This window comes from Mangrovibrevibacter kandeliae (assembly GCF_024519155.1).
GTDB classification, from domain to species: domain Bacteria; phylum Pseudomonadota; class Alphaproteobacteria; order Rhizobiales; family Rhizobiaceae; genus Mangrovibrevibacter; species Mangrovibrevibacter kandeliae.
Window position 1 is genome coordinate 187,649 of record NZ_JANIFJ010000006.1, and the last position, 20,587, is coordinate 208,235.

Here is a 20,587-nt window from a genome sequence, read left to right on the forward strand (position 1 = left end):
ACCCGACGATGGCGCTGTTCTTCATCCGCCGACCGGTCTTCGCCTGGGTCATCGCGATCGCGATCATGCTGGCCGGTGCACTCGCGCTGACCTCGCTGCCGATCGCCCAGTACCCGGAGATCGCGCCGCCGACGATCTCGGTAACGACCACCTATCCGGGGGCCGACGCCGAGACGATCGAGAACTCGGTGACCAAGGTCATCGAGCAGAACCTCAACGGCCTCGACGGCCTCGACTACATCTCCTCGACGTCGAGCTCGACCGGCCAGGCGCAGATCCAGCTGACCTTCAAGAACGGCACCAATGCCGACACCGCGCAGATCCAGACGCAGAACAAGGTCCAGCTGATCACCTCGCGCCTGCCGGACGCGGTGCAGAACCAGGGCATCACCGTCACCAAGTCGAGCGCGGGCATCCTCCTCGTCGTCGGTCTCGTCTCCACCGACGGCTCGCTCTCCTCCTACGATCTTGCCGACTTCATCTCGTCCGACCTCGAGGATCCGATCCGCCGCGTGGACGGCGTCGGCGACCTGCAGATCTTCGGCTCCGGCTACGCGATGCGCATCTGGCTGGACCCGGAGAAGCTCGACAAGTTCCAGCTGATGCCGAGCGACGTGACCTCGGCGATCACCGCGCAGAACTTGCAGATCTCGGCCGGCCAGCTCGGCGCGACGCCGAGCGTGCCGGGCCAGCAGATGAACTTCACGGTGCGGGCGCAGGCGCAGCTGCAGACCCCGCAGCAGTTCGAGAACATCATCCTGAAGACCGAGGCGGACGGCTCGCTGGTGCGGCTCGGCGACGTCGCACGCATCGAGGTCGGCGCCGAGAGCTACGCCGTCACGGCCCGCTACAACGGCCAGAACGCGGCCGGCTTCGGCGTCAATCTCGCCGCAGGCGCCAACGCCATCGACACGGCCGAGGCGGTGCGGGCGAGGATCGACAGCCTCAGCTCGACGCTGCCGCGCGGCGTCGAGGTCGTCTATCCCTACGACACGACGCCCTTCGTCGAGCTGTCGATCGAGAAGGTGGTGCACACCCTGTTCGAGGCGGTGGTGCTCGTCTTCGTCGTGATGTTCGTGTTCCTGCAGAACTTCCGGGCGACGCTGATCCCGACGCTCGCGATCCCCGTGGTGCTGCTCGGCACCTTCGGCGTCCTCGCCGTTGCCGGCTATTCGATCAACACGCTGACGATGTTCGCCATGGTGCTCGCCATCGGCCTCCTCGTCGACGACGCGATCGTCGTCGTCGAGAACGTCGAGCGCATCATGGCCGAGGAGGGTCTGCCACCGCGCGAGGCGACCGAGAAGTCGATGGGCGAGATCACCGGCGCGCTGGTCGGCATCGCGATGGTGCTGTCGGCGGTGTTCCTGCCGATGGCCTTCTTCGGCGGCTCGGTCGGCGTGATCTACCAGCAGTTCTCGATCACCATCGTGACGGCCATGCTGCTGTCGGTGGTGGTCGCGCTGGTGCTGACGCCGGCGCTGTGCGCCACCATCCTGAAGCCGGTGCACGGCGAGAAGCGCGGCCTGTTCCGCTGGTTCAACCGCGGCTTCGACGCCACCAACCGGGGCTATGTCGGCGGCGTCGGCATCGCGCTGAAGCGCTGGATCGTGATGCTCGTCGCCTATGCGGCGGTGATCGCGGGCGCCGCGTGGCTGTTCGTCTCGCTGCCGAGCTCGTTCTTCCCCGACGAGGACCAGGGCGTCCTCCTGACCCAGATCCAGCTTCCGGTCGGCTCGACGGCGCAGCGCACCACCGAGGTCGTCAAGCAGGTCGAGTCCTACTACCGCAAGACCGAGGCGGCCAACGTCGATTCGGTGTTCGCGGCCGTCGGCTTCGGCTTCTCGGGCAGCGGCCAGAACAACGCCATCGTGTTCGTCCGGCTGAAGGACTGGGCGCAGCGCGAGGACCAGGCAGCCAGCGCCTCGGCGATCGCCCGCCGGGCGATGGGCGCCTTTTCCCAGCTGCGCGACGCGATGGTCTTCGCTCTGGCGCCGCCCGCCGTGCCGGGCCTCGGCACGTCCAGCGGCTTTTCCGTCTACCTGCAGGATCTCGGCAATGCCGGCCACGCGGCGCTGAAGCAGACGGCCGGGCAACTGGTCGGCAAGGCCAACCAGGACCCGATGCTCGCCGGCGTGCGCGAGGCGGGACAGCCGGACCAGCCGCAGTTCCAGATCGACATCGACCAGGAGCGGGCGGGTGCGCTCGGCGTCTCGGTCTCCGACATCAACACGACCCTGTCGGTCGCGATGGCCGGCCGCTACGTCAACGACTTCTCCAACGAGGGCGACATCAAGCCGGTCTACGTGCAGGCCGATGCGCCCTACCGCATGCAGCCGAGCGACATCGAGCGCTGGTCGGTGCGCAACCAGCAGGGCCAGATGGTGCCGTTCTCGGCCTTCTCCTCGACTCGCTGGACCTACGGTTCGCCCCGGCTCGAGCGCTACAACGGCGTGGCCGCCCTGAACATCCAGGGCTCCGCCGCGCCCGGCGTCTCTTCGGGCGAGGCGATGGATCGGATGGCGCAGCTGATCGGCGATCTCGGCAGCGGCTACGGCTACGAGTGGACCGGTCTCTCCTATCAGGAGCAGATCTCGGGCTCGCAGTCGACCTCGCTCTACCTGATCTCGGCGCTGGTGGTCTTCCTCTGCCTCGCCGCGCTGTACGAGAGCTGGTCGATCCCGTTCGCGGTGATGCTGTCGGTGCCGGTCGGCATCCTCGGTGCGCTCGCGGCCGCGACGTTGTTCGGCCAGGCGAACGACATCTACTTCAAGGTCGGGCTGCTTACCACCGTCGGCCTCGCGGCGAAGAACGCCATCCTGATCGTGGAGTTCGCCAAGGACATGCAGGCCGCCGGCAAGCCGCTCGTCGAGGCGACGCTCGATGCGGCGCGCATGCGGCTGCGACCGATCCTGATGACCTCGTTCGCCTTCATCCTCGGCGTCTTGCCCCTGGCCATCGCCGGCGGTGCCGGCGCCGGCGCGCAGAACGCCATCGGCGTCGCGGTGATGGGCGGCATGCTCGCCTCCACCGTGTTCGGGGTCTTCTTCGTGCCGCTGCTCTACGTGCTGGTGCGTCGCATCGCGGGCGGGCGCAATCGCAGCGCGGTGGAGGAGGGCGCCACCGAGGCGGTCGCCGGCCAGAGCTGACGACCTTGGCCGGTGCCGTCCGGCCCAGTCCCCGGCCGTCGCCGACGCGTTCGCTCTACCAGCGGTACCGGGGCCGGAAGATCCGCTGGTCGCTCATCGGAATGGCGGCGGTGATGCTCCAGCCGATCGTCGGATGGTAGACGTACTTCACGTCGGCGAAGACGAGGTAGCCGCTCTTGATCCCGTTCAGCTCCGAGGGAAGCGTGTAGACGTCTCCGACTTTGGCCTTGGCCCCGGTGTTGTTGTCGGAGGTGTGCGACCAGGTCACCTTGGCGATCCCGTTCGCGTCGATCGAGACCGCCGTCATCGCGATCTTGAGCTCGGTCGTGTCGAACGGGCGCATCATCGCGGTCGCGATGGTGAACACGTTCTTCACCTGCGTCTCGTCGGGCGAGCGGATCCGGGCCACCAGATTGGCGAGCGTGCTGCCCGTGTCCTGCACCTTCTGCCGCGCTTCGATGCCGTTCGAGAGCTCGAAGGAGCCGAGATAGAGAAGCAGGAGGAACGGGATCACCAGCGCGAACTCGACCGCCGCGACGCCCGAGCGGTCGCCACGAAAGCCGGCGCCGCGAGGCCGACCCTCAGCCCGGCATCGGGTCGACCAAGGCAGGACGAGGCGCGGCAGTCTCACGAACAGGTCGCCTTCGTGCTGGTGACCGAGCCGAACGGCTCGTTCATGAAGGCCGCCATCGCCTCGAACAGCGTCTTGCCGTTGCCCGAGGCTGCCCGCTGCATGAAGCCGGTGTACCAGTTCCACTCGTAGAAGACGCGCAGCACGGTGATGGCGCTCGCATTGCCCGGGTCGTAGCAGAAGCTGCCATTGTCGAGCTTGCCGTTGAGGATCGGCGCGTTCGTCGGGATGGCCGAGTAGGAATCGAAGGTGCGCAGGTCGATCTGCAGCTTGCCGCAGTCGAGCATCAGCTTCACGCTGTCGCAGATCCGCGCCTTGAAGTCCGTCGCGTCGAGATTTGCTTCCTGGGTCTGGCCCGTCATCACCTCGCGCCCGACGCGCGTGACGGCGTTCTCGAGCACGAGCTTGCCTGCCATCGCGACGCCGGTCTCGATCGTGGCGAAGATCACCATGAAGAACGGAAGGGCCAGGATCGCGAACTCGATCGCCGTGGCGCCGGAACCGTCCCTGGCGAAGGACCACAGCTTCCTGCGGGCCGTCTGCGAGCGCCGGGATTGATGCATTCGTCGCAACTGTGCCTGCGGGTTAAAAGATCACTGCATGAACCTATTGGTTAACCCTTGCGACCGCGTTAACCCGGTGCCGCGCATTCGACCTGTTCTCGTACAGGTTGTTCAGGCTTCCGACCATCTGGCCTTAAAAGGCGGCGATCGCTAAAAGGGCGCCCCCCGTCGTAGCCGGGCGTTAAGGTTTTGGCGCCATATCAGCTCTCTGAATGTGCGGAGAGCCGTCATGATCAGACTCTGTCGCCGATTCCTCGGGGCGCGCGACGGCAATTTCGGGATGATCGCCGCGATCGCCATGTTTCCGCTCGGCTTGACGACACTCGGCGTCGTCGACCTGACGATCTACCGCAGCTCGCTGACCACCGTGCAGGATTCGATGGATGCCGCGGCGCTCGCCGCCGCCAAGGACATCGACGACGGCGTGGACAAGGCCAAGGACCTCGCGCAGAAGGTCTTCGCCAGCAACATCAAGACCGACAAGCTGCGCGGAACCGCAGTCTTGACCTTTCTCGGCGTCGAAGAGGATGCCGACGGCGCGTCCGTGCTGAAGTTCCGCTCTGACTATCGGCACAACTTCTACTTCAGCGGCGCCCTGAATCTGATCGCCAAGCTGGCGGGCAGCAAGAGCACGCTGCAGGAATTCCTCGACACCCAGCTGACGACGCAGGTGGCGTTCGGCGAGATGGCGATGGAAGTGGCCTTCGTCCTCGACAATTCCGGGTCGATGAACGATGGCGGCAAGATCGCGACGCTGCGCAGCGTCGCGGAGGACTCGGTCAAGAAGCTGTTCACGCTCGCCGACGTCTCGAAGGGCGACATCGTCGATCCGATCAAGGTGGCGCTCGTGCCCTTCGCCGCGTCGGTCAATGTCGGCACTGGAAACCGCAGCGCCAGCTGGATGGATCCGGGCAACAGCGACAGCACCCTGCAGGGCAACGACTGGTCGACGAGCAGCTATGCCGTGTCGCAGAACCCGTCGACCAAGCTGTGGACGCGCAACAGCGACAAGACGGTGCTGAACCGCTTCTACCTCTACGACCAGATGCGTGTGGCGTGGGGCGGCTGCGTCGAGGTGCGGCGGGGCAGCTACGGCACCGACGACACGGCCCCGAAGGCGAGCGATCCGAATTCCTACTTCACCCCGATGTTCGCGCCGGACCAGCCGAGCTACTACTCCCGCTATCCCTCGAACAACCGCAGCACCGACGAGACCAGCGCCTACAGCTCCTTCGACTATCTCGACGACCTGCGAAAGATCTCGAGCAATAGCCAGAAGGACAACTATATCGGGTACAGCAAGCAGTTCGCGCGCCAGGGGCGGGTGGACAAGTACGAGTATTACCCGTCGAATTCCGGCGTCACGGCAAACGGGCTGAGCAACGGCCCGAACTACATGTGCACCACGCAGCCGGTCATGCCGTTGACCACCGACAAGTCGAAGGCGATCAACAACGTCCGTTCGATGGTCGCCTCGGGCGGCACCAACATCCCGGACGGTGTCGCCTGGGGCTGGCGGACCCTTTCGCACGGCGAGCCCTTCACCGAAGGGCGCGGGCCTGGCGACAGGGACTACAACCGCACCAAGAAGATCATGATCGTCATGACCGACGGCGAGAACACCTACTACAACTACAATTTCCGCACGAGCGTGTCCTCAAGCGATCCCAACCAGAACCGGTCGACCTACGGCGCCTACGGATTCGCCTCCACCGGCGAGATCTTCAAGGGCACGAGCAAGCAGGGGACGACGCAATATACGTCGGACAACTACACGACGGCGATGAACGAGCGGCTGACCACGGTCTGCACCAACGCCAAGGCGGCCGGCATCGAGATCTACACCGTGGCCTTCGACGTCGACGATCCGTCGACGGTGAAGAATATCCTCTACAACTGTGCGAGCGACGACAAGGGCGGGCACTTTTTCGATGCCAAGACCTCGGCGAACCTGATCGCCTCGTTCGACCAGATCATCAACAACATCTCGGAGATCCGGCTGGTGCGTTGAGCGTCCGCCGGCACGACGGGGGCGGCCTGCGGCCGTCGCCTGCGCCTTCCTGCGACGACGTCAGCCCTCCTGCCCGCAATGCTCGCGTGACGGTCCGTCGACCGGCTTCAGATCCAGCGCCGCATTGACCAGCGACAGATGCGACAGCGCCTGCGGGAAGTTGCCGAGCAGCCGCCGGTCGGCAAACTTCAGCTCTTCCGACAGGAGGCCGACGTCGTTGGAGCTTTCGGTGAGGCGATGGAAGAGGGCTTCGGCGTCGCCGCGCCGGCCCTGGAGCGCATAGACGTTGGCCAGCCAGTAGCCGGCAGCCACGAAGGCGCCCTCGTCGCCGCCGACTCCGTCGTCCGTCGCCCCGGTCTCGTAGCGTGCCACCAAACCATCGCGCATCAGGTGCGTCTCGATGGCCGCGACCGTGCCGAGGACCCGCGGATCGTCCGCCGGCAGGAAGCCGACGAGGGGCAGGCGCAGCGCCGCCGCGTCGAGCGCACTGTCGTCGAAGGCACGCACGAAGCTGTTGCGATCGGCGTGGAAGCCCTTCTCCAGCACCACCGCTTTGACGCGGTCGGCGAGATCGCGGTAGCGGCGGGACGCTTCGGGATCGCTCTCCTCGAACCAGCGGGACGCGCGGTCGAAGGCGGTCCAGCACATCACCTTCGAATAGGTGTGGTGGCGCGGCTCGCCGCGGCTCTCCCAGATGCCGGCATCCGGCTTCTCCCAGAGATCCTCCAGATTGTCGGCGAGCAGGCGCACGAGCGCCTCGCTGTCCCCGTCGCGCTCGATGCCGTGCTTGTCGGCGAAGAACAACGTGTCGAGAACCTCGCCATAGACGTCGAGCTGCAGCTGGCCGGTTGCGGCGTTCCCGAGCCGCACCGGCCGGGCGCCATTGAAGCCCTCGAGCCAATCCGCTTCGTATTCGGGAACACGGCGCTCGCCGCGGATCGTGTAGAAGGGCTGCAGCATGATCGGCTCGCCGGCGACCGCCCGGCGCAGCCAGCGCACCCAGGCGTGGGCTTCGTCGCGCAGGCCAACCTGCAGGAAGGCGAGCAGCGCGAAGGTCGCATCGCGCAGCCAGCAGAAGCGATAGTCCCAGTTGCGCTCGCCGCCCGGCCACTCCGGCAGCGCGGCCGTGGGCGCCGCGACGATGCCTCCGGTCGGGCGGTGGATCAGGCCCTTCAGCGTCACCAGCGAGCGGACGACGCTGTCGCGATGCTCGCCGTCATAGCCGATCGGACCCGCCCAGTCCGCCCAGAAGCCTTCGGTCTGCCGCAGCGCCTCCGCGGGATCCACCCGGTTCGGCACCTCCTTGTACGAGGTGAAGCAGGTGAGGGTGAAGGTGACGCGCTCGCCCGCTGCCACGGTGAAGCGGCTGTCGAACTGGCGCTCGCCGTGCTCGATCGGAACATCGCAGCGGAGCACCACGCCCACCGGTCCGGCGATGGCGATGAGGTCGGTCTCGGCCTCCTGCCGGATCAGCGGGTGCACCCGTCCGTAGCCGAAGCGCAGCATCAGCTCGGACGACATCGCCACCCGGCCGCTGCGCCCTTCCACGATACGCACCACGTCCGGCGCCACGCCGCGCATCGGCATGAAGTCGATCACGGCGACCGTGCCGCTTTCGGTCTCGAACAGCGTTTCCAGGATCAGGCTGTCGCCCCGGTAGCGACGGGAGGTGGCCGTCGGCTCGGAGACGGGCGCCATGCGCCAGCAGCCGTTGTCGCGGTCGCCCAGCAGGGAGGCGAAGCACGCTTCGGAATCGAAGTCCGGCATGCACAGCCATTCGATGGTGCCGTCGCGGCCGACGAGGGCAGCCGTCTCGCCGTCGCCGATCATGGCGTAGTCGCCGATGTCCTTCGTCGTCACCGCCGCCTCCGCCGCGAGAGCCCGAGTGCGCCGAGGCCGACGACGCCGGCCGCGGCAAGCGCGATCGCGCCGCGGTTGAGGTTGAGCCAGAGCTGCCAGCTGGAGGTTCGCGCTGTCGCGTCGAAACGGCCATGCGCGCCGTGATCGCCCGGGACCGGCTGATAGAGATTGTCCTTCCGGTCCGCCGCGACCTTCTCCTCGCCCTGCTGGCCCGAAAAGGCCGTTCGGGCGAGGTAGTGGTCGAGGAGGCTGGAGGCGACATAGTCGCCGAAGATCGCCTGCACCGAAGGGAAGCCGACGATCACCCGCTTGCGCCGGTGATGCGCGGCCCAGTGTATGGCACGCGCGGCGATCTCTGGCTGGAAGGGCGGGCTCGCCGGCCGCGGCTTCTTGGGCAGGTTGGTGCGGATCCAGTCGAACTGCGGCGTGTTCACGCCGGGCAGGTCCACCATCGACACGTGCACCCGGCTGCGGGCATGGATCAGTTCGCAGCGGATCGAATCGTGGAACCCCTGGATGGCGTGCTTGGCGCCGCAATAGGCGGACTGCAGCGGAATGCCGCGATAGGCGAGCGCGGAGCCGACGAGGACGATGCTGCCCTTGTTGCGCGGCAGCATCCGCTTCAGCGCCGCCATCGTGCCGTGCACCTGGCCGAGATACGTCACGTCGGTGACGCGCTTGAAGTCGTCGAGCGACATGTCGACGAAGCGCGACAGGACGCCGGCGAAGGCGACGTTCACCCACACGTCGATCGGGCCGAAGCGATCCTCCACCGCCTGCGCGGCGCGCTCGACCGCCGCGGCGTCGGCGACATCGCATGGCACGACCAGCGCTTCGCCTCCGGCGGCCTCCACCTCGGCTTTGGCGCCCTCGAGCCCGTCGATCCCGCGGGCGATCAGCCCGATCTTCGCACGCTCTTCGGCGAACGCGCGCACCACCGCCCGCCCGACACCGGCCGACGCGCCGGTGACGACCACGATCGGCGGACGCTTCGCGCGGGGGCGCCGCTCCAGGAAGTGCCGGTAGAGCGTCTCGGCGAGATCGGCACCGGCCGGATGGCGCGCCACCGCCTGCAGCGCCCGGCCTGCGCCGCGCGCCAGCGGCCGAACGAGATCACTGGCCGGGGAGGACATGGCCGAGCACCTGACGGGCGGTGTTGCGGATGACCGAACTCTCGTTCGGGTCGCCCTTGACGAGCATCGACGTGAAGGCGCGGGCCTGATCGATGGATATGTGCGGCGGCAGCGGCGGCACGTCCGGATCGGTCTTCACCTCCAGCACCACCGGGCGCCGAGCCGCCAGCGCCTCGTCCCAAGCCGGCCCGAGCCGGTCGGGCGTGTCGACGAAGATGCCCGATAGTCCGATCATCTCGGCAAAGCGATGATAGGCGACGTCCGGGAGGTCCTGCGTCGTCTCGAACTTCGGATTGCCCTCCATCACCCGCTGCTCCCAGGTCACCTGATTGAGATCCTGATTGTTGAGGACGACGACGATGAAGCGGGGATCGGTCCAGTTCTGCCAGTGTTTGGCGACGGTGATGAGCTCGGCCATGTTGTTCATCTGCATCGCGCCGTCGCCGACCGATGCGATGACCGGCCGCCCGGGGTGGGCGAACTTCGCCGCGATCGCATACGGGACCGCTGCCCCCATCGACGCGAGCCCGCCGGACAACGACGCCATCATGCCGCGCCGGATCTTGATGTCGCGCGCGTACCAGTTGGCGCAAGAGCCGGAATCGCTGGTCAGGATCACGTCGCCCGGCAGGCGCTTCGACAATTCGGTGAAGATCTTCTGCGGGTTGACCGGGTTGGCCTTCGCCTCCGCCCGCTCGACGAGCGTCCGGTTCCAGTCCTCGTTCCATTCGGCGATGGTCTCGCGCCAGCGGCCGTCGGCCTTCTGCTCCAGGAGCGGCAGCAGCGCCGCCACCGTCGAGCGAACGTCGCCTGTCAGGTTGACCTCCATCGGATAACGGATCGACAGCATGCCCGGATCGATGTCCACCTGCACGCCGCGCGCCTGACCCTCCTTCGGCAGGAACTCCGAATAGGGGAAGCCGGAGCCGAGCATCAGGAAGGTGTCGCACTCCATCATCATGTCGTAGCTCGGCTTGGTGCCGAGAAGTCCGATTGAGCCGGTGACCCAGGGCAGGTCGTCGGGCAGCACCTGCTTGCCGAGAAGCGCCTTGGCGGCCCCGGCACCCAGCCGGTCGGCGAGCGCGATGATCTCGTCCGCGGCGTCCTTCGCGCCGGCACCGACGAGGAGCGCGACCTTCTTGCCGGCATTCAGCACCTCGGCGGCCCGGTGAAGATCGGGCTGCTTCGGAATAACGTCCGGAGGCGACCAGCCGACCCCGGAAAAAACCGCACCGTGCTTGCGCGGCGGCTCCTCCATCGGCAGTTCCTGCAGGTCGTTCGGAAAGATCAAGGCGGTCACCCGCCGCTCGCCGAGCGCGATCCGCACCGCGCGGTCGACGAGGTGACGCACCTGCGCCGGCGCGCTCGCCATGCCGGTGAAGCTGCCGGCGACGTCCTTGAACATCGACGGCAGGTCGAGCTCCTGCTGGTAATGCGCCCCGATCGCGGTGCGCGCCTGCTGGCCGGCGATCGCCAGCACCGGCATGTGGTCCATCCGCGCATCGTAGAGCCCGGTCAGGAGATGCGCCGCCCCCGGACCCGAAGTGGCGAGGCAGACGCCGAGTTCGCCGGTGAACTTGGCATGGGCGGACGCCATGAACGCCGCCATCTCCTCATGGCGCACCTGAACGAAGTCGAACGTATCTCCGGCCCGGTCGAGCGCGCCGAGGAGACCGTTGATGCCATCGCCGGGGTAGCCGAAGATCCGCTTGATGCCCCATTGGGCGAGGCGCGCCCACACGAAGTCGCCCACCGTCTGTGCCATCGCCGCCTCCTTCTGCCGCGTCCGTTGCCATTCGGTGAGCGTAATCGGGTACGCGAAGCGAACGTTCCGGGATGAGCAGAAGTTAACCGGTGCCCTATTGCCGCATCGGAAGGGTCGAGGTGTACTCCCCCCGTCTATAAGCCGACGAAGTGTCCTCGAGAAAATGCGCCGGCGCCGGAACTCTTGTGCAGCGCACGCTTTCTCTTCACGCGGCGGGGCAGGGACGGCCTGATCGCATCACTCTGGCCCGATCAGGCGGCACCATGACCGTACACACGTCCGGCGCATCTGCAGCGTCGTCCCGCACCCACATCGCCCGTCGCACCGTCGACTCCGAGCATCCGACCTACTGGTACAAGGATGCGATCATCTACCAGCTGCACGTGCGCTCCTTCTTCGACTCGAGCTGCGACGGCATCGGCGACTTCAAGGGCCTGACGCAGAAGCTCGACCACATCGTCGATCTCGGGGTGAGCGCCGTCTGGCTGTTGCCGTTCTTTCCCTCGCCGCTGCGCGACGACGGTTACGACATCTCGGACTACTGCGGCGTGAACCCGGACTACGGCACGCTCGACGACTTCCGCGGGTTCGTCGAAGCGGCGCATGCCAAGGGGCTGCGAATCCTGGTCGAACTCGTGGTCAATCACACCTCGGACCAGCACCCGTGGTTCCAGCGTGCGCGCCGGGCGCCGAAGGGAAGCCCCGAGCGGGACTTCTACGTCTGGAGCGACACCGGGCACGAGTACGAAGACGCGCGGATCATCTTTCTCGATTCAGAGACCTCGAACTGGGCCTGGGATCCCGTCGCCCGCGCCTATTACTGGCACCGCTTCTACAGTCACCAGCCGGACCTCAACTTCGACAATCCGCTGGTGATGCGGGAGGTGAAGACGATCCTCAACTTCTGGCTCGACCTCGGGGTCGACGGCTTCCGGCTGGACGCGGTGCCGTACCTCGTGGAGCGCGAGAACACGACGGGCGAAAACCTCGACGAGACCCATTCCGTGCTGAAGGCGATCCGCGCCGAGATCGAGGCCCGCAACCCGGACTGCATCCTCCTCGCCGAGGCGAACCAGATGCCAAAGGACACGATCCCCTATTTCGGGCAGGGGGACGAGTGCCACATGGCATTCCACTTCCCGCTGATGCCGCGCCTCTTCATGGCGCTGGCGAAGGAGGACGGCGCGCCGATCGCGCAGGTGGTGGAAGACACCATGCGCCTGCCGGAGCCCTGCCAGTGGGCGCTGTTTCTGCGCAACCACGACGAGCTGACGCTCGAGATGGTGACCGAGGAGGAGCGGGAGGACATGTGGCAGTTCTACGCCACGCACCGGCGCCTGCGGATCAATCTCGGCATCCGGCGCCGGCTCGCCTCGCTGGTCGACGGCGACCGCAAGCGCATCGAGCTGCTCAACGCGCTGCTCCTGTCGATGCCTGGTACCCCGGTGATCTACTACGGCGACGAGATCGGCATGAGCGACAACCCGTTCCTCGGGGATCGGGATGGGGTCCGCACGCCGATGCAGTGGTCGCCGGACCGCAACGGCGGCTTCTCCTGCGCGCCCTCGGTGTCGCTCTACCTGCCGCCGGTGGTCGATCCGCTGTTCGGCTACGAGGCGGTCAACGTCGAGACGCAGCGCGAGATCCGCTCCTCGCTGCTGAACTGGATGCGGTGGCTGATCGAGGTGCGCAACGCCCATGCCTGCTTCGGGCGCGGCGACATCCGCTTCATCGCCTCGGGCAACAGCCGCCTCCTCGCCTATACCCGCTGCCTGCCGGAGGAGAAGGTGCTGTGCGTGGTGAACCTGTCGGAGACCGCGCAGGCGGCCAATGTCGACTTGTCCGAGCACGAGGGCCGCGTGCCCGTCGACCTCTTCGGCGGCTGCCGCTTCCCGCCGATCGGCGCGCTTCCGTACCAGCTGACGCTGCCGGGCCGCAGCTTCTACTGGCTGAGGCTGTCGTCGCAGGACGAGGCGCCCACCGTGTGCGAGCCCTGCGAGGGCGGCGGCACCAAGCCGGAGCTGCCCGACGCGCAGGCGACCCGCCAGACACGCGCGGAGGCGCGGCGGCAGGGATGATCGGTCGGTAACGCCCTCCATCCGCCTGCCGACGCCTTGCTCCCTGACGGGAGGAAAGCGCGGCTGGAGCGTGGACGCCCGACGCTTGGCGACGGTGCTGTCCGAACCGGGCGCCCTTCCTCTCCCGCGTCGTGGGAGAGGGTGGATGCGAGCGCGAGCGAGCAGCCTGGTGAGGGCGAATTCCGAGCGAGCCGCGTGTCGCCTCAGAACTTGACGTGCGCCTTCAACAGACCCGAGCGGCCCTCGCCATAGGCGCAGCTGTAGGCCTGCTGGCAGCCGGAGACGTACGCCTCGTCGAAGACGTTGTTGACGTTGAGCGAGACGCCCCAGTCGTCCTTCTCGTAGTGGATCGCGGCGTCGAACAGCGTCACCGAGGGCACCTCGAGCGTGTTCTGGTTGTCGGCATAGGACGAGCCGACATAGCGCAGGCCGCCGCCGAAGCCGAGGCCCTCGGCCGGGCCGCTCTTCAAGGTGTAGTCGAGCCAGAGCGAGCCCAGCACCTCCGGCACGAGATAGGGGCGGTTGCCGACGAGCGTCGGATCGACGTTCTCGGTAATCTCGAGGTCGTAGGCGGTGAAGGCGGCCGTCAGCTTCAGGCTTTCGGTGAGATTGGCATTCGCCTCGAGCTCGATGCCGCGCGAGCGCACCTCGCCGACGGCCCGGGGCACGAAGTTGGCATCGCTCTGCACCGTGTTGCGGCGGGTGAGGTCGAAGAGCGAGGCGGTGAAGGTCGCGTCGAGGAAGGTCGGCGCATACTTCAGGCCGATCTCGTACTGCTCGCCGGTCTGCGGCGGCAGCGCCTCGTTGTTGGCGTCGGTGCCGATCTGCGGGTCGAAGAAGCGCGACACGCTGGCATAAGGCGTCAGGCCGTTGGCGAACGCGTAGGCGATGCCGGCGCGACCGCTGAAGGAGCCCTCCTCGCCGTCATAGTCGACGTCGAAGCTCGTCCGGTCGTCGCGGTCGATCCAGACCTCGTCGTAGCGCCCGTTGAGGGTGACGATCCAGCCGTCGCCGAACTTCAGCTGGTCCTGCGCGTAGACGCCAAGCTGGTCGAGCGACACGACCTCGTCAGTGTAAGGCGCAAAGAGCGGTGGCAGGTTGTTGGTGTAGACGGGGTTGGTGGCGCTGAGGGGATCGGCGGCGCCGACGGCCTGGGTCTGGTCGATGCGATAGTGCTTGTAGTCGACGCCGGCCAGGAGCTCGTGCCGCACCGCGCCGGTGTCGAAGCTGAAGATCGCCTGGTTGTCGGTGGTGAAGAGGCCCGCATCGGTGTCGTGCGCGAAGTTCAGGCGGTTCAGGACGTCGTCGGTCTGCACCGTGTCGTAGAGGTAGGGACCGTATTCGTTGCGCTCGAGATAGAGGTAGCGGGTGTTGGAGCGCAGCGTCACCGTATCGTTCAGCCGGTGCTCGAACTCGTAGCCGATCGAGGCCTGCTTGTGCTCGAAGCGGTCGAGCTCGGGCTCCGAATAGTAGAAGGAGCGGTCGATCCGCCCGTAGGGCGCGTCGACCACCGTGCCGACATAGGGCAAGAAGCCGTTGGTGTGGCGCTGGTCGTCATACTCGTAGGTCGCATAGAGCTCGAGCCGCGTGTCGGCGTCCGGCTCGAACAGGAGGCTCGGCGCGACGGTGCCGCGCAGATTGTCGGCATAGTCGACGTCGGTGCGCCCGCCCTTCACGCGCCCGACGACCCGCCAGCTCCAGGCGTCGCTGCCGATGAAGCGGCCGCCGAGATCGAGCCCGACATAGCCGTTCGGCGTGTCGTCGATCCCGGTCTCGGCGTACCCGTGATGCTCGCCGTCGGCGCGCTTCATCACCGAATTGACGAGGCCCCCGGCATTCGAGCCGCCGTAGAGCACGGAGGCCGGGCCACGCAAAACCTCGACACGGTCGAGCAGGAACGGGTCGACGATGATCCCGGCAAAGGCGTACTGGAACAGCGGCAGCCCATCGAGGGAGACGCCGGTCTGGGTGGCGTCGAAGCCGCGGATGTAGATCCAGTCGGTGTCGGTGTCCTTGCCGAAGGGCTGGGCGAAGACGCCGGCGGTGTAACGCAGCGCCTCGTCCACCTTCTGCACGCCCCGGTCGTCGAGTTCCTCGCGGCCGAGGACCGAGACCGACTGCGGAACCTCCGCGATCGGCGCCGCGGTTTTGGAGCCCGCCGTCGTGTCCTTGGCGACGTAGCCCTCCACCGGTGCCGGATCGGCAATGCCCCCGGAGGGACCGACGCCGTCGACCGTCACCTGTTCGAGCTGGATCGTCTCCTGTGCGGCGGCAGGCGCGGTCAGCGCGGCCATGGCGACGGTGGCGAAGAGAACGGAACGGGGAGTGGGCACGGGAACCTTCCTGAGCTGGAGCGACATTCGCCCTTAGCCCACGAAAAGCTGACTTTGCGAGTCAAGTTTGGAGTGACCGTCACATCTGCGGCGGCAATGTGGCAATCGCACCACTTTGTTTTAATTGGAAAAATTCCAAACTAGGCGCGTGTTCTTGCCCCGCTGCAGCGCCACGACGGTGCCGTGCTAGCGGAATGCCTGGCTCGGCTCCGCGTCGTGGGTGGCGTAGGTCGCGCGCTCGTCCGCCTCGACGAGCCGCACCGAATAGCCCCAGAGGTCGGCGAGATGGCGCAGCACCCGCTGCGCGTCACCGGCATCGAGGGTCACGCCGTCGACCACGTTGTGGCGGACCAGAAGCCGGCGGTCGCCGGCCAGGTCCACGTCGACCACCTGGATGTCCGGATCCTGCCGCGACACGTCGAAGTGGCGCGACAGCGACCGGCGGACGTCGCGATAGCCGCGCTCGTCGTGGATGGAGGCAACCAGCACCTCGTCCTCCTCCTGGTCGTCGACCAGGCGGAACAGCCGGTGCTTGCGAATGAGGCGCGGCGACAGGAACTGCATCACGAAGCTCTCGTCGCGGTAGTTCGCCCAGGCGTCCTTGAGGACGCCATAGGGGTCGCCACAGCCGGCGATGTCGGGATGCGCGGCCTTGTCCTCCGCGCTTTCCGACAGGCAGACGCGCTCGATCTCCTGCATCATCGAGAAGCCGAGGGCATAGGGGTTGATGCCGCTGTAGCGCGGGTCGTCGTAGTCCGGCTGGGTGACGACGTTGGTGTGCGAGTGCAGGAACTCCAGATAGGCGCCGTCGGTGATCCGGCCGGTCTCGTGCAGGCGCCCCATGATCTTGTAGTGCACGAAGGTGGCGCAGCCTTCGTTCATCACCTTGGTTTGGCGCTGCGGATAGAAGTACTGCGCGATCTGCCGGACGATGCGGATCAGCTCGCGCTGCCAGCCCTGCAGGCGCGGCGCGGTCTTCTCCAGGAAGTAGAGGATGTTCTCCTCCGGCAGGCCGAGCAGGGCGCGGCGCCGGTCCTCCTCCGGACGCTCGGCGCTCTTTGAGCGCTTCTTCGGCAGGGTGCGCCACAGGTCGTTGTAGAGCCGCTCGTCGTGGGCGCGGCGCTCCTGCTCGCGTCGCTCCTCCGACAGGAGGTCGGGCGCATGTTTGCCGGGGTAGCGGTGGATGCCGTTGTTCATCAGCGCGTGGGCGGAATCGAGCAGCCGCTCGACGGCGTCGGCGCCATAGCGGTCCTCGCAGGCGGTGACGTATTTCTTGGCGAAGGCGAGATAGTCGAGGATCGCCGAGGCGTCGGTCCACTGCCGGAAGGTGTGATTGTTCTTGAAGAAGTGGTTGTGCCCGAACGCGGCGTGCGCGAGCACCAGCGTCTGCATCGTCGCCGAGTTCTCCTCCATGATGTAGACGATGCAGGGACTGGAATTGATGACGATCTCGTAGGCCAGCCCCTGCCAGCCCTTGCGATAGAGCGTCTCGTTGCGCAGGAACTGCTTGCCGAAGGACCAGTGCTTGTAGAACAGCGGCATGCCTGTCGAGGCGTAGGCGTCGAGCATCTGCTCGGAGGTGATCACCTCCACCTGGTTCGGGTAGGTGTCGAGGCCGAGCTCGTCATGGGCGATCCGCTCGACGGCACCGTAGATCCGCTGCAGCGTCTCGAAGCTCCAGTCCTGGCCGCTGAAGAGCAATGGGCCGCCTGGTTCAAACCCCATGTCCGCCGCTCCCCGTGTGGACGTCCTTGCGCTCGAACAGCTCGCGGAAGATCGGATAGATGTCGCGGCGATTGTCCACCTTGCGCATGGCGAGCGGCAGGTCCGGCCCGACCAGCTGCTGATAGGCCCGCCACAGGCTCGACTCTTGGCGCGAGAAGACGCCGACCCGCTCGCCCTCGCCGTGGCCGACCTGCAGATAGGCGTAGAACTGGCTCATCGGCAGGATGGTGGAGCGCAGGAGCGCCACGGACCGGGCGTTGTCGGTGGACAAGTTGTCTCCGTCCGAGGCCTGGGCGCCGTAGATGTTCCACTGGTTAACCGGGAAGCGCTCGGCCGCGATCTTCGCCATCTCGTCGAGCGCCGAGGAGATCACCGTGCCGCCGCTGAGGCGGGAGTGGAAGAAGGTCTCCTCGTCCACCTCCTTGGCTTCGTGGGTGTGACGGATGAAGACGATCTCCACCTGGCGGTAGCGGCGCGTGAGAAAGATGTAGAGCAGGCTGAAGAAGCGTTTGGCGAGGTCCTTCATGTGCTCGTCCATCGAGGCCGAGACGTCCATCAGGCAGAACATCGCCGCGCGCGCCACCGGTTCCGGCGTCACCTCGATGCGCCGGTAGCGCAGGTCGACGGGATCGATGAAGGGGATGGTGCGGGTGCGCCGCTCCTGCCGCTCCAGCTCGAGCTTGAGTTCGGCGAGGCGCCGGGCGCTGCGGCCGCTCTTCTCCAGCGCCTCGATGTCGCGCTTCAGCCCGTCGATCTCGTCGCTGGACGGGCGGCGGAGCGCGATGCGGCGCGACAGGCTGCGGCGCAGCGTGCGCGGCACCGACAGCGCGGCGGGTGGTCCGGCGGTGCGGAAGCCCGCCGGCCGGCGGATCTCCTGCGCGTCGCCCATGATCTGGCGCTTGGCAAGGTTCGGCAGCTCGAGGTCCTCCAGGAAGAACTCGAGGAACTCCTCACGCGACAGGATGAAGCGGAACTGATCCTCGCCCTCGCCGTCGGGGCTGCCCTCCGAACCGGAGCCGCCGCCCTGCGGCGGGCGCGCGATGCGGTCGCCCTGCACATAGGTCTTGTTGCCGGGCAGGACCGGCTCGCGCCGCCCGGTCTCGCCGCCGCGGTGGAAGCTCGGCTCGTGCACGCCGTCGGCCGGAATCGACACCGAGCCGCCCTCGTCCACCTCGCGGATCCCGCGCGAGCCCGAGGCTTCGCGCACCGCCTGGCGCACCAGGGCGCGGGCGCGGCGGATGAAGCGCTGGCGATTGGCGAGCGACTTGCCGCCGGGGTCGAGACGACGATCGATGATGTGCATTCGCTGCCCGCCCAGGCCCTAGCCGGCCTGCCTCACCCGCATGTACCATTCGACGAGACGGCGCACCTGACGCTCGGTAAAACCGCGCTTCATCATCCGGTCGACGAACTCACTATGCTTCTTTTCCGTTTCGCTGTCCTTCTTCGACCCGAAGCTTATCACGGGGAGAAGATCCTCGACCTGGCTGAACATGCGCTTCTCGACGACGTCGCGGATCTTCTCGTAGCTGGTCCATGAGGGATTTTCGCCGGCGTTCGCGGCCCGCGAGCGCAGCGAGAACTTCACGACCTCGTTGCGGAAGTCCTTCGGATTGGCGATGCCCGCCGGCTTCTCGACCTTCGAGAGCTCCTGGTTCAGGAGCTCGCGGTTGAGCAGCTGGCCGGTGTCGGGATCCTTATAGTCCTGGTCCTCGATCCAGGCGTCGGCATAGGCGACGTAGCGGTCGAAGAGGTTCTGCCCGTAGTCGTGGTAGCTCTCCAGATACGCCTTCTGGATCTCGTTGCCGATGAACTCGGCATAGCGCGGCGCGAGCTCGGCCTTGATGAACTCGAGGTAGCTCCGCTCCACCTCGTCCGGAAACTGCTCGCGCCGGACCGACTGTTCCAGCACGTACATGAGGTGCACCGGGTCGGCCGCGACCTCCTCGGTGTCGTGGTTGTAGGTCGCCGACAGGGCCTTGAAGGCGAAGCGGGTGGAAATGCCGTTCATGCCCTCGTCGACGCCGGCCGCGTCGCGATACTCCTGCATCGTGCGCGCCTTGGGGTCGACCTCGCGCAGGCTCTCGCCGTTGTAGACGCGCATCTTGGCGAAGATGTTGGAGTTCTCGTGCGGCTTCAGGCGCGACAGCACCGAGAAGCGGGCGAGCATCTCCAGCGTGTCCGGGGCGCACGGGGCAGCCGAGAGCTCGGAGTTGCGCACCAGCTTCTCGTAGATCTTGGTTTCCTCGTCGACACGAAGGCAGTAGGGCACCTTGATCACGTAGATGCGGTCGATGAAGGCCTCGTTGTTCTTGTTGTTCTTGAACGAGCGCCACTCGGCCTCGTTCGAGTGGGCCATGATCATGCCGGTGAAGGGGATCGCGCCGATGTTCTCCGAGCCGACATAGGAGCCCTCCTGCGTCGCCGTCAGCAGCGGATGCAGCATCTTGATCGGCGCCTTGAACATCTCGACGAACTCGAGCACGCCCTGGTTCGCCCGGTTCAACCCGCCGGAGTAGGAATAGGCATCGGGGTCGTGCTGGGCGTGCATCTCGAGCCGGCGGATATCAACCTTGCCGACCAGCGAGGAGATATCCTGGTTGTTCTCGTCGCCCGGCTCGGTCTTGGCGACCGCGACCTGGCGCAGCCGCGAGGGCATCAGCTTGGCGACCTTGAACTGGGTGACGTCGCCGCCGAACTCGTCGAGACGCTTCACACACCAGGGGCTCATCAGGCCGGTGAGGCGGCGCCGCGGGATGCCGTATTCGCTCTCCAGCATCGGCCCCATGGTCTCCGGGTCGAACAGGCCGAGCGGGCTCTCGAACACCGGGCTGAGCTCGTCGCCGGCCTTCAGCACATAGACCGGCTGCTCCTCGATCAGCGCCTTGATGCGCTCGGCGAGCGAGGACTTGCCGCCGCCAACCGGGCCGAGCAGGTAGAGGATCTGCTTGCGCTCCTCGAGGCCCTGTGCGGCCTGGCGCAGGAAGGCGACGATCCGCTCGACCGTCTCCTCCATGCCGTAGAACTCGGCGAAGGCCGGATAGACCCTTATCGTGCGGTTGGAGAAGATGCGGCCGAGGCGCGAATCCTGCGCCGTGTCGACCATTTCGGGCTCGCCGATCGCCGCGAGCAGGCGCTCGTGCGGCCCGGCGAACATCAAGGGGTCGGTGCGGCAGGCGGTCAGATAGTCCGCGACGCTCATCACGGTTTCACGACGCGCCTCGTAGGCCTTCGAATAGGTCTCAAAGAGAGCAGTCGACATAGGGCCTCCAGATCATCCGGAGCGGGCCGCGAACGGCGTCCGGGACGGTTCGACACTTCGAAGTGGACATAGTTGCG

Annotated in this window: 11 protein-coding genes and 1 pseudogene; 3 read left to right on the forward strand and 9 right to left on the reverse strand. The window is 66.8% G+C overall.

From position 1 onward, the window contains the following. Positions 1-8 precede the first annotated feature (8 nt). Positions 9-3,149, forward strand: coding sequence for an efflux RND transporter permease subunit (locus NPA30_RS16150; protein ID WP_256803795.1), 3,141 nt, complete (start codon positions 9-11; stop codon positions 3,147-3,149). 55 nt (positions 3,150-3,204) lie between these two features. Here the strand turns inward: NPA30_RS16150 and NPA30_RS16155 are convergent, their stop codons facing one another. Further along, entirely contained in the window at positions 3,205-3,780 is a 576-nt protein-coding gene (locus tag NPA30_RS16155; RefSeq protein ID WP_256803796.1) for a TadE/TadG family type IV pilus assembly protein, read from the reverse strand. Next, positions 3,777-4,343, reverse strand: a complete 567-nt coding sequence (locus NPA30_RS16160) for a TadE/TadG family type IV pilus assembly protein (protein WP_256803797.1) — start codon at positions 4,341-4,343, stop codon at positions 3,777-3,779. The genes NPA30_RS16155 and NPA30_RS16160 overlap by 4 nt, the downstream gene beginning before the upstream one ends. A 229-nt stretch (positions 4,344-4,572) precedes the next feature. Here NPA30_RS16160 and NPA30_RS16165 point away from each other — a divergent pair, with 229 nt between their 5' ends. Then, positions 4,573-6,354: a vWA domain-containing protein gene (locus NPA30_RS16165; protein ID WP_256803798.1), complete on the forward strand. Its 1,782-nt coding sequence runs from the start codon at positions 4,573-4,575 to the stop codon at positions 6,352-6,354. A 60-nt stretch (positions 6,355-6,414) separates the two neighbouring features. Here the strand turns inward: NPA30_RS16165 and NPA30_RS16170 are convergent, their stop codons facing one another. The 3 genes from NPA30_RS16170 to NPA30_RS16180 are packed head-to-tail and all read right to left on the reverse strand — an operon-like array spanning position 6,415 to position 11,112. Next, the gene (locus NPA30_RS16170) at positions 6,415-8,214 is read right to left on the reverse strand and encodes a glycoside hydrolase family 15 protein (RefSeq protein WP_256803800.1); all 1,800 of its coding nucleotides are present in this window, start codon (positions 8,212-8,214) and stop codon (positions 6,415-6,417) included. After that, positions 8,211-9,347 carry an SDR family oxidoreductase gene (locus tag NPA30_RS16175; RefSeq protein WP_256803801.1) on the reverse strand — a complete coding sequence of 379 codons (1,137 nt, stop codon included), beginning with the start codon at positions 9,345-9,347 and terminating at the stop codon, positions 8,211-8,213. The genes NPA30_RS16170 and NPA30_RS16175 overlap by 4 nt, the downstream gene beginning before the upstream one ends. Further along, entirely contained in the window at positions 9,328-11,112 is a 1,785-nt protein-coding gene (locus tag NPA30_RS16180) for a thiamine pyrophosphate-requiring protein (RefSeq protein WP_256803802.1), read from the reverse strand. The genes NPA30_RS16175 and NPA30_RS16180 overlap by 20 nt, the downstream gene beginning before the upstream one ends. Before the next feature lie 311 nt (positions 11,113-11,423). Here NPA30_RS16180 and treS point away from each other — a divergent pair. Then, a pseudogene (gene treS / locus NPA30_RS16185) lies at positions 11,424-13,091 on the forward strand (maltose alpha-D-glucosyltransferase); the annotation flags it as partial. 302 nt (positions 13,092-13,393) lie between these two features. On the opposite strand, the gene NPA30_RS16190 reads toward treS, so the two are convergent. The 4 genes from NPA30_RS16190 to NPA30_RS16205 form a co-directional block, all read right to left on the reverse strand. Beyond that, entirely contained in the window at positions 13,394-15,550 is a 2,157-nt protein-coding gene (locus tag NPA30_RS16190) for a TonB-dependent siderophore receptor (protein ID WP_256803803.1), read from the reverse strand. A gap of 159 nt (positions 15,551-15,709) precedes the next feature. Beyond that, positions 15,710-17,248, reverse strand: a complete 1,539-nt coding sequence (locus NPA30_RS16195; protein ID WP_256803804.1) for a SpoVR family protein — start codon at positions 17,246-17,248, stop codon at positions 15,710-15,712. Continuing rightward, positions 17,238-18,551 (reverse strand): YeaH/YhbH family protein, encoded by a 1,314-nt coding sequence (locus NPA30_RS16200; protein ID WP_256803805.1) that lies wholly within the window; start codon positions 18,549-18,551, stop codon positions 17,238-17,240. Before NPA30_RS16200 ends, NPA30_RS16195 begins: the two co-directional genes overlap by 11 nt. Positions 18,552-18,569: 18 nt before the next feature. Continuing rightward, positions 18,570-20,510: a PrkA family serine protein kinase gene (locus NPA30_RS16205; protein WP_256803806.1), complete on the reverse strand. Its 1,941-nt coding sequence runs from the start codon at positions 20,508-20,510 to the stop codon at positions 18,570-18,572. Between the last annotated feature and the right edge of the window lie 77 nt (positions 20,511-20,587).

What these genes read in the sequence shown, in the direction of transcription:
- NPA30_RS16150 (WP_256803795.1), top strand. Translation starts at nt 9, where the DNA reads ATGGCGCTGTTCTTCATCCGCCGACCGGTCTTCGCCTGGGTCATCGCG.
- NPA30_RS16160 (WP_256803797.1), bottom strand. Translation starts at nt 4,343, where the DNA reads ATGCATCAATCCCGGCGCTCGCAGACGGCCCGCAGGAAGCTGTGGTCC.
- NPA30_RS16165 (WP_256803798.1), top strand. Translation starts at nt 4,573, where the DNA reads ATGATCAGACTCTGTCGCCGATTCCTCGGGGCGCGCGACGGCAATTTC.
- NPA30_RS16175 (WP_256803801.1), bottom strand. Translation starts at nt 9,347, where the DNA reads ATGTCCTCCCCGGCCAGTGATCTCGTTCGGCCGCTGGCGCGCGGCGCA.
- NPA30_RS16180 (WP_256803802.1), bottom strand. Translation starts at nt 11,112, where the DNA reads ATGGCACAGACGGTGGGCGACTTCGTGTGGGCGCGCCTCGCCCAATGG.
- NPA30_RS16190 (WP_256803803.1), bottom strand. Translation starts at nt 15,550, where the DNA reads ATGTCGCTCCAGCTCAGGAAGGTTCCCGTGCCCACTCCCCGTTCCGTT.
- NPA30_RS16195 (WP_256803804.1), bottom strand. Translation starts at nt 17,248, where the DNA reads ATGGGGTTTGAACCAGGCGGCCCATTGCTCTTCAGCGGCCAGGACTGG.
- NPA30_RS16200 (WP_256803805.1), bottom strand. Translation starts at nt 18,551, where the DNA reads ATGCACATCATCGATCGTCGTCTCGACCCCGGCGGCAAGTCGCTCGCC.
- NPA30_RS16205 (WP_256803806.1), bottom strand. Translation starts at nt 20,510, where the DNA reads ATGTCGACTGCTCTCTTTGAGACCTATTCGAAGGCCTACGAGGCGCGT.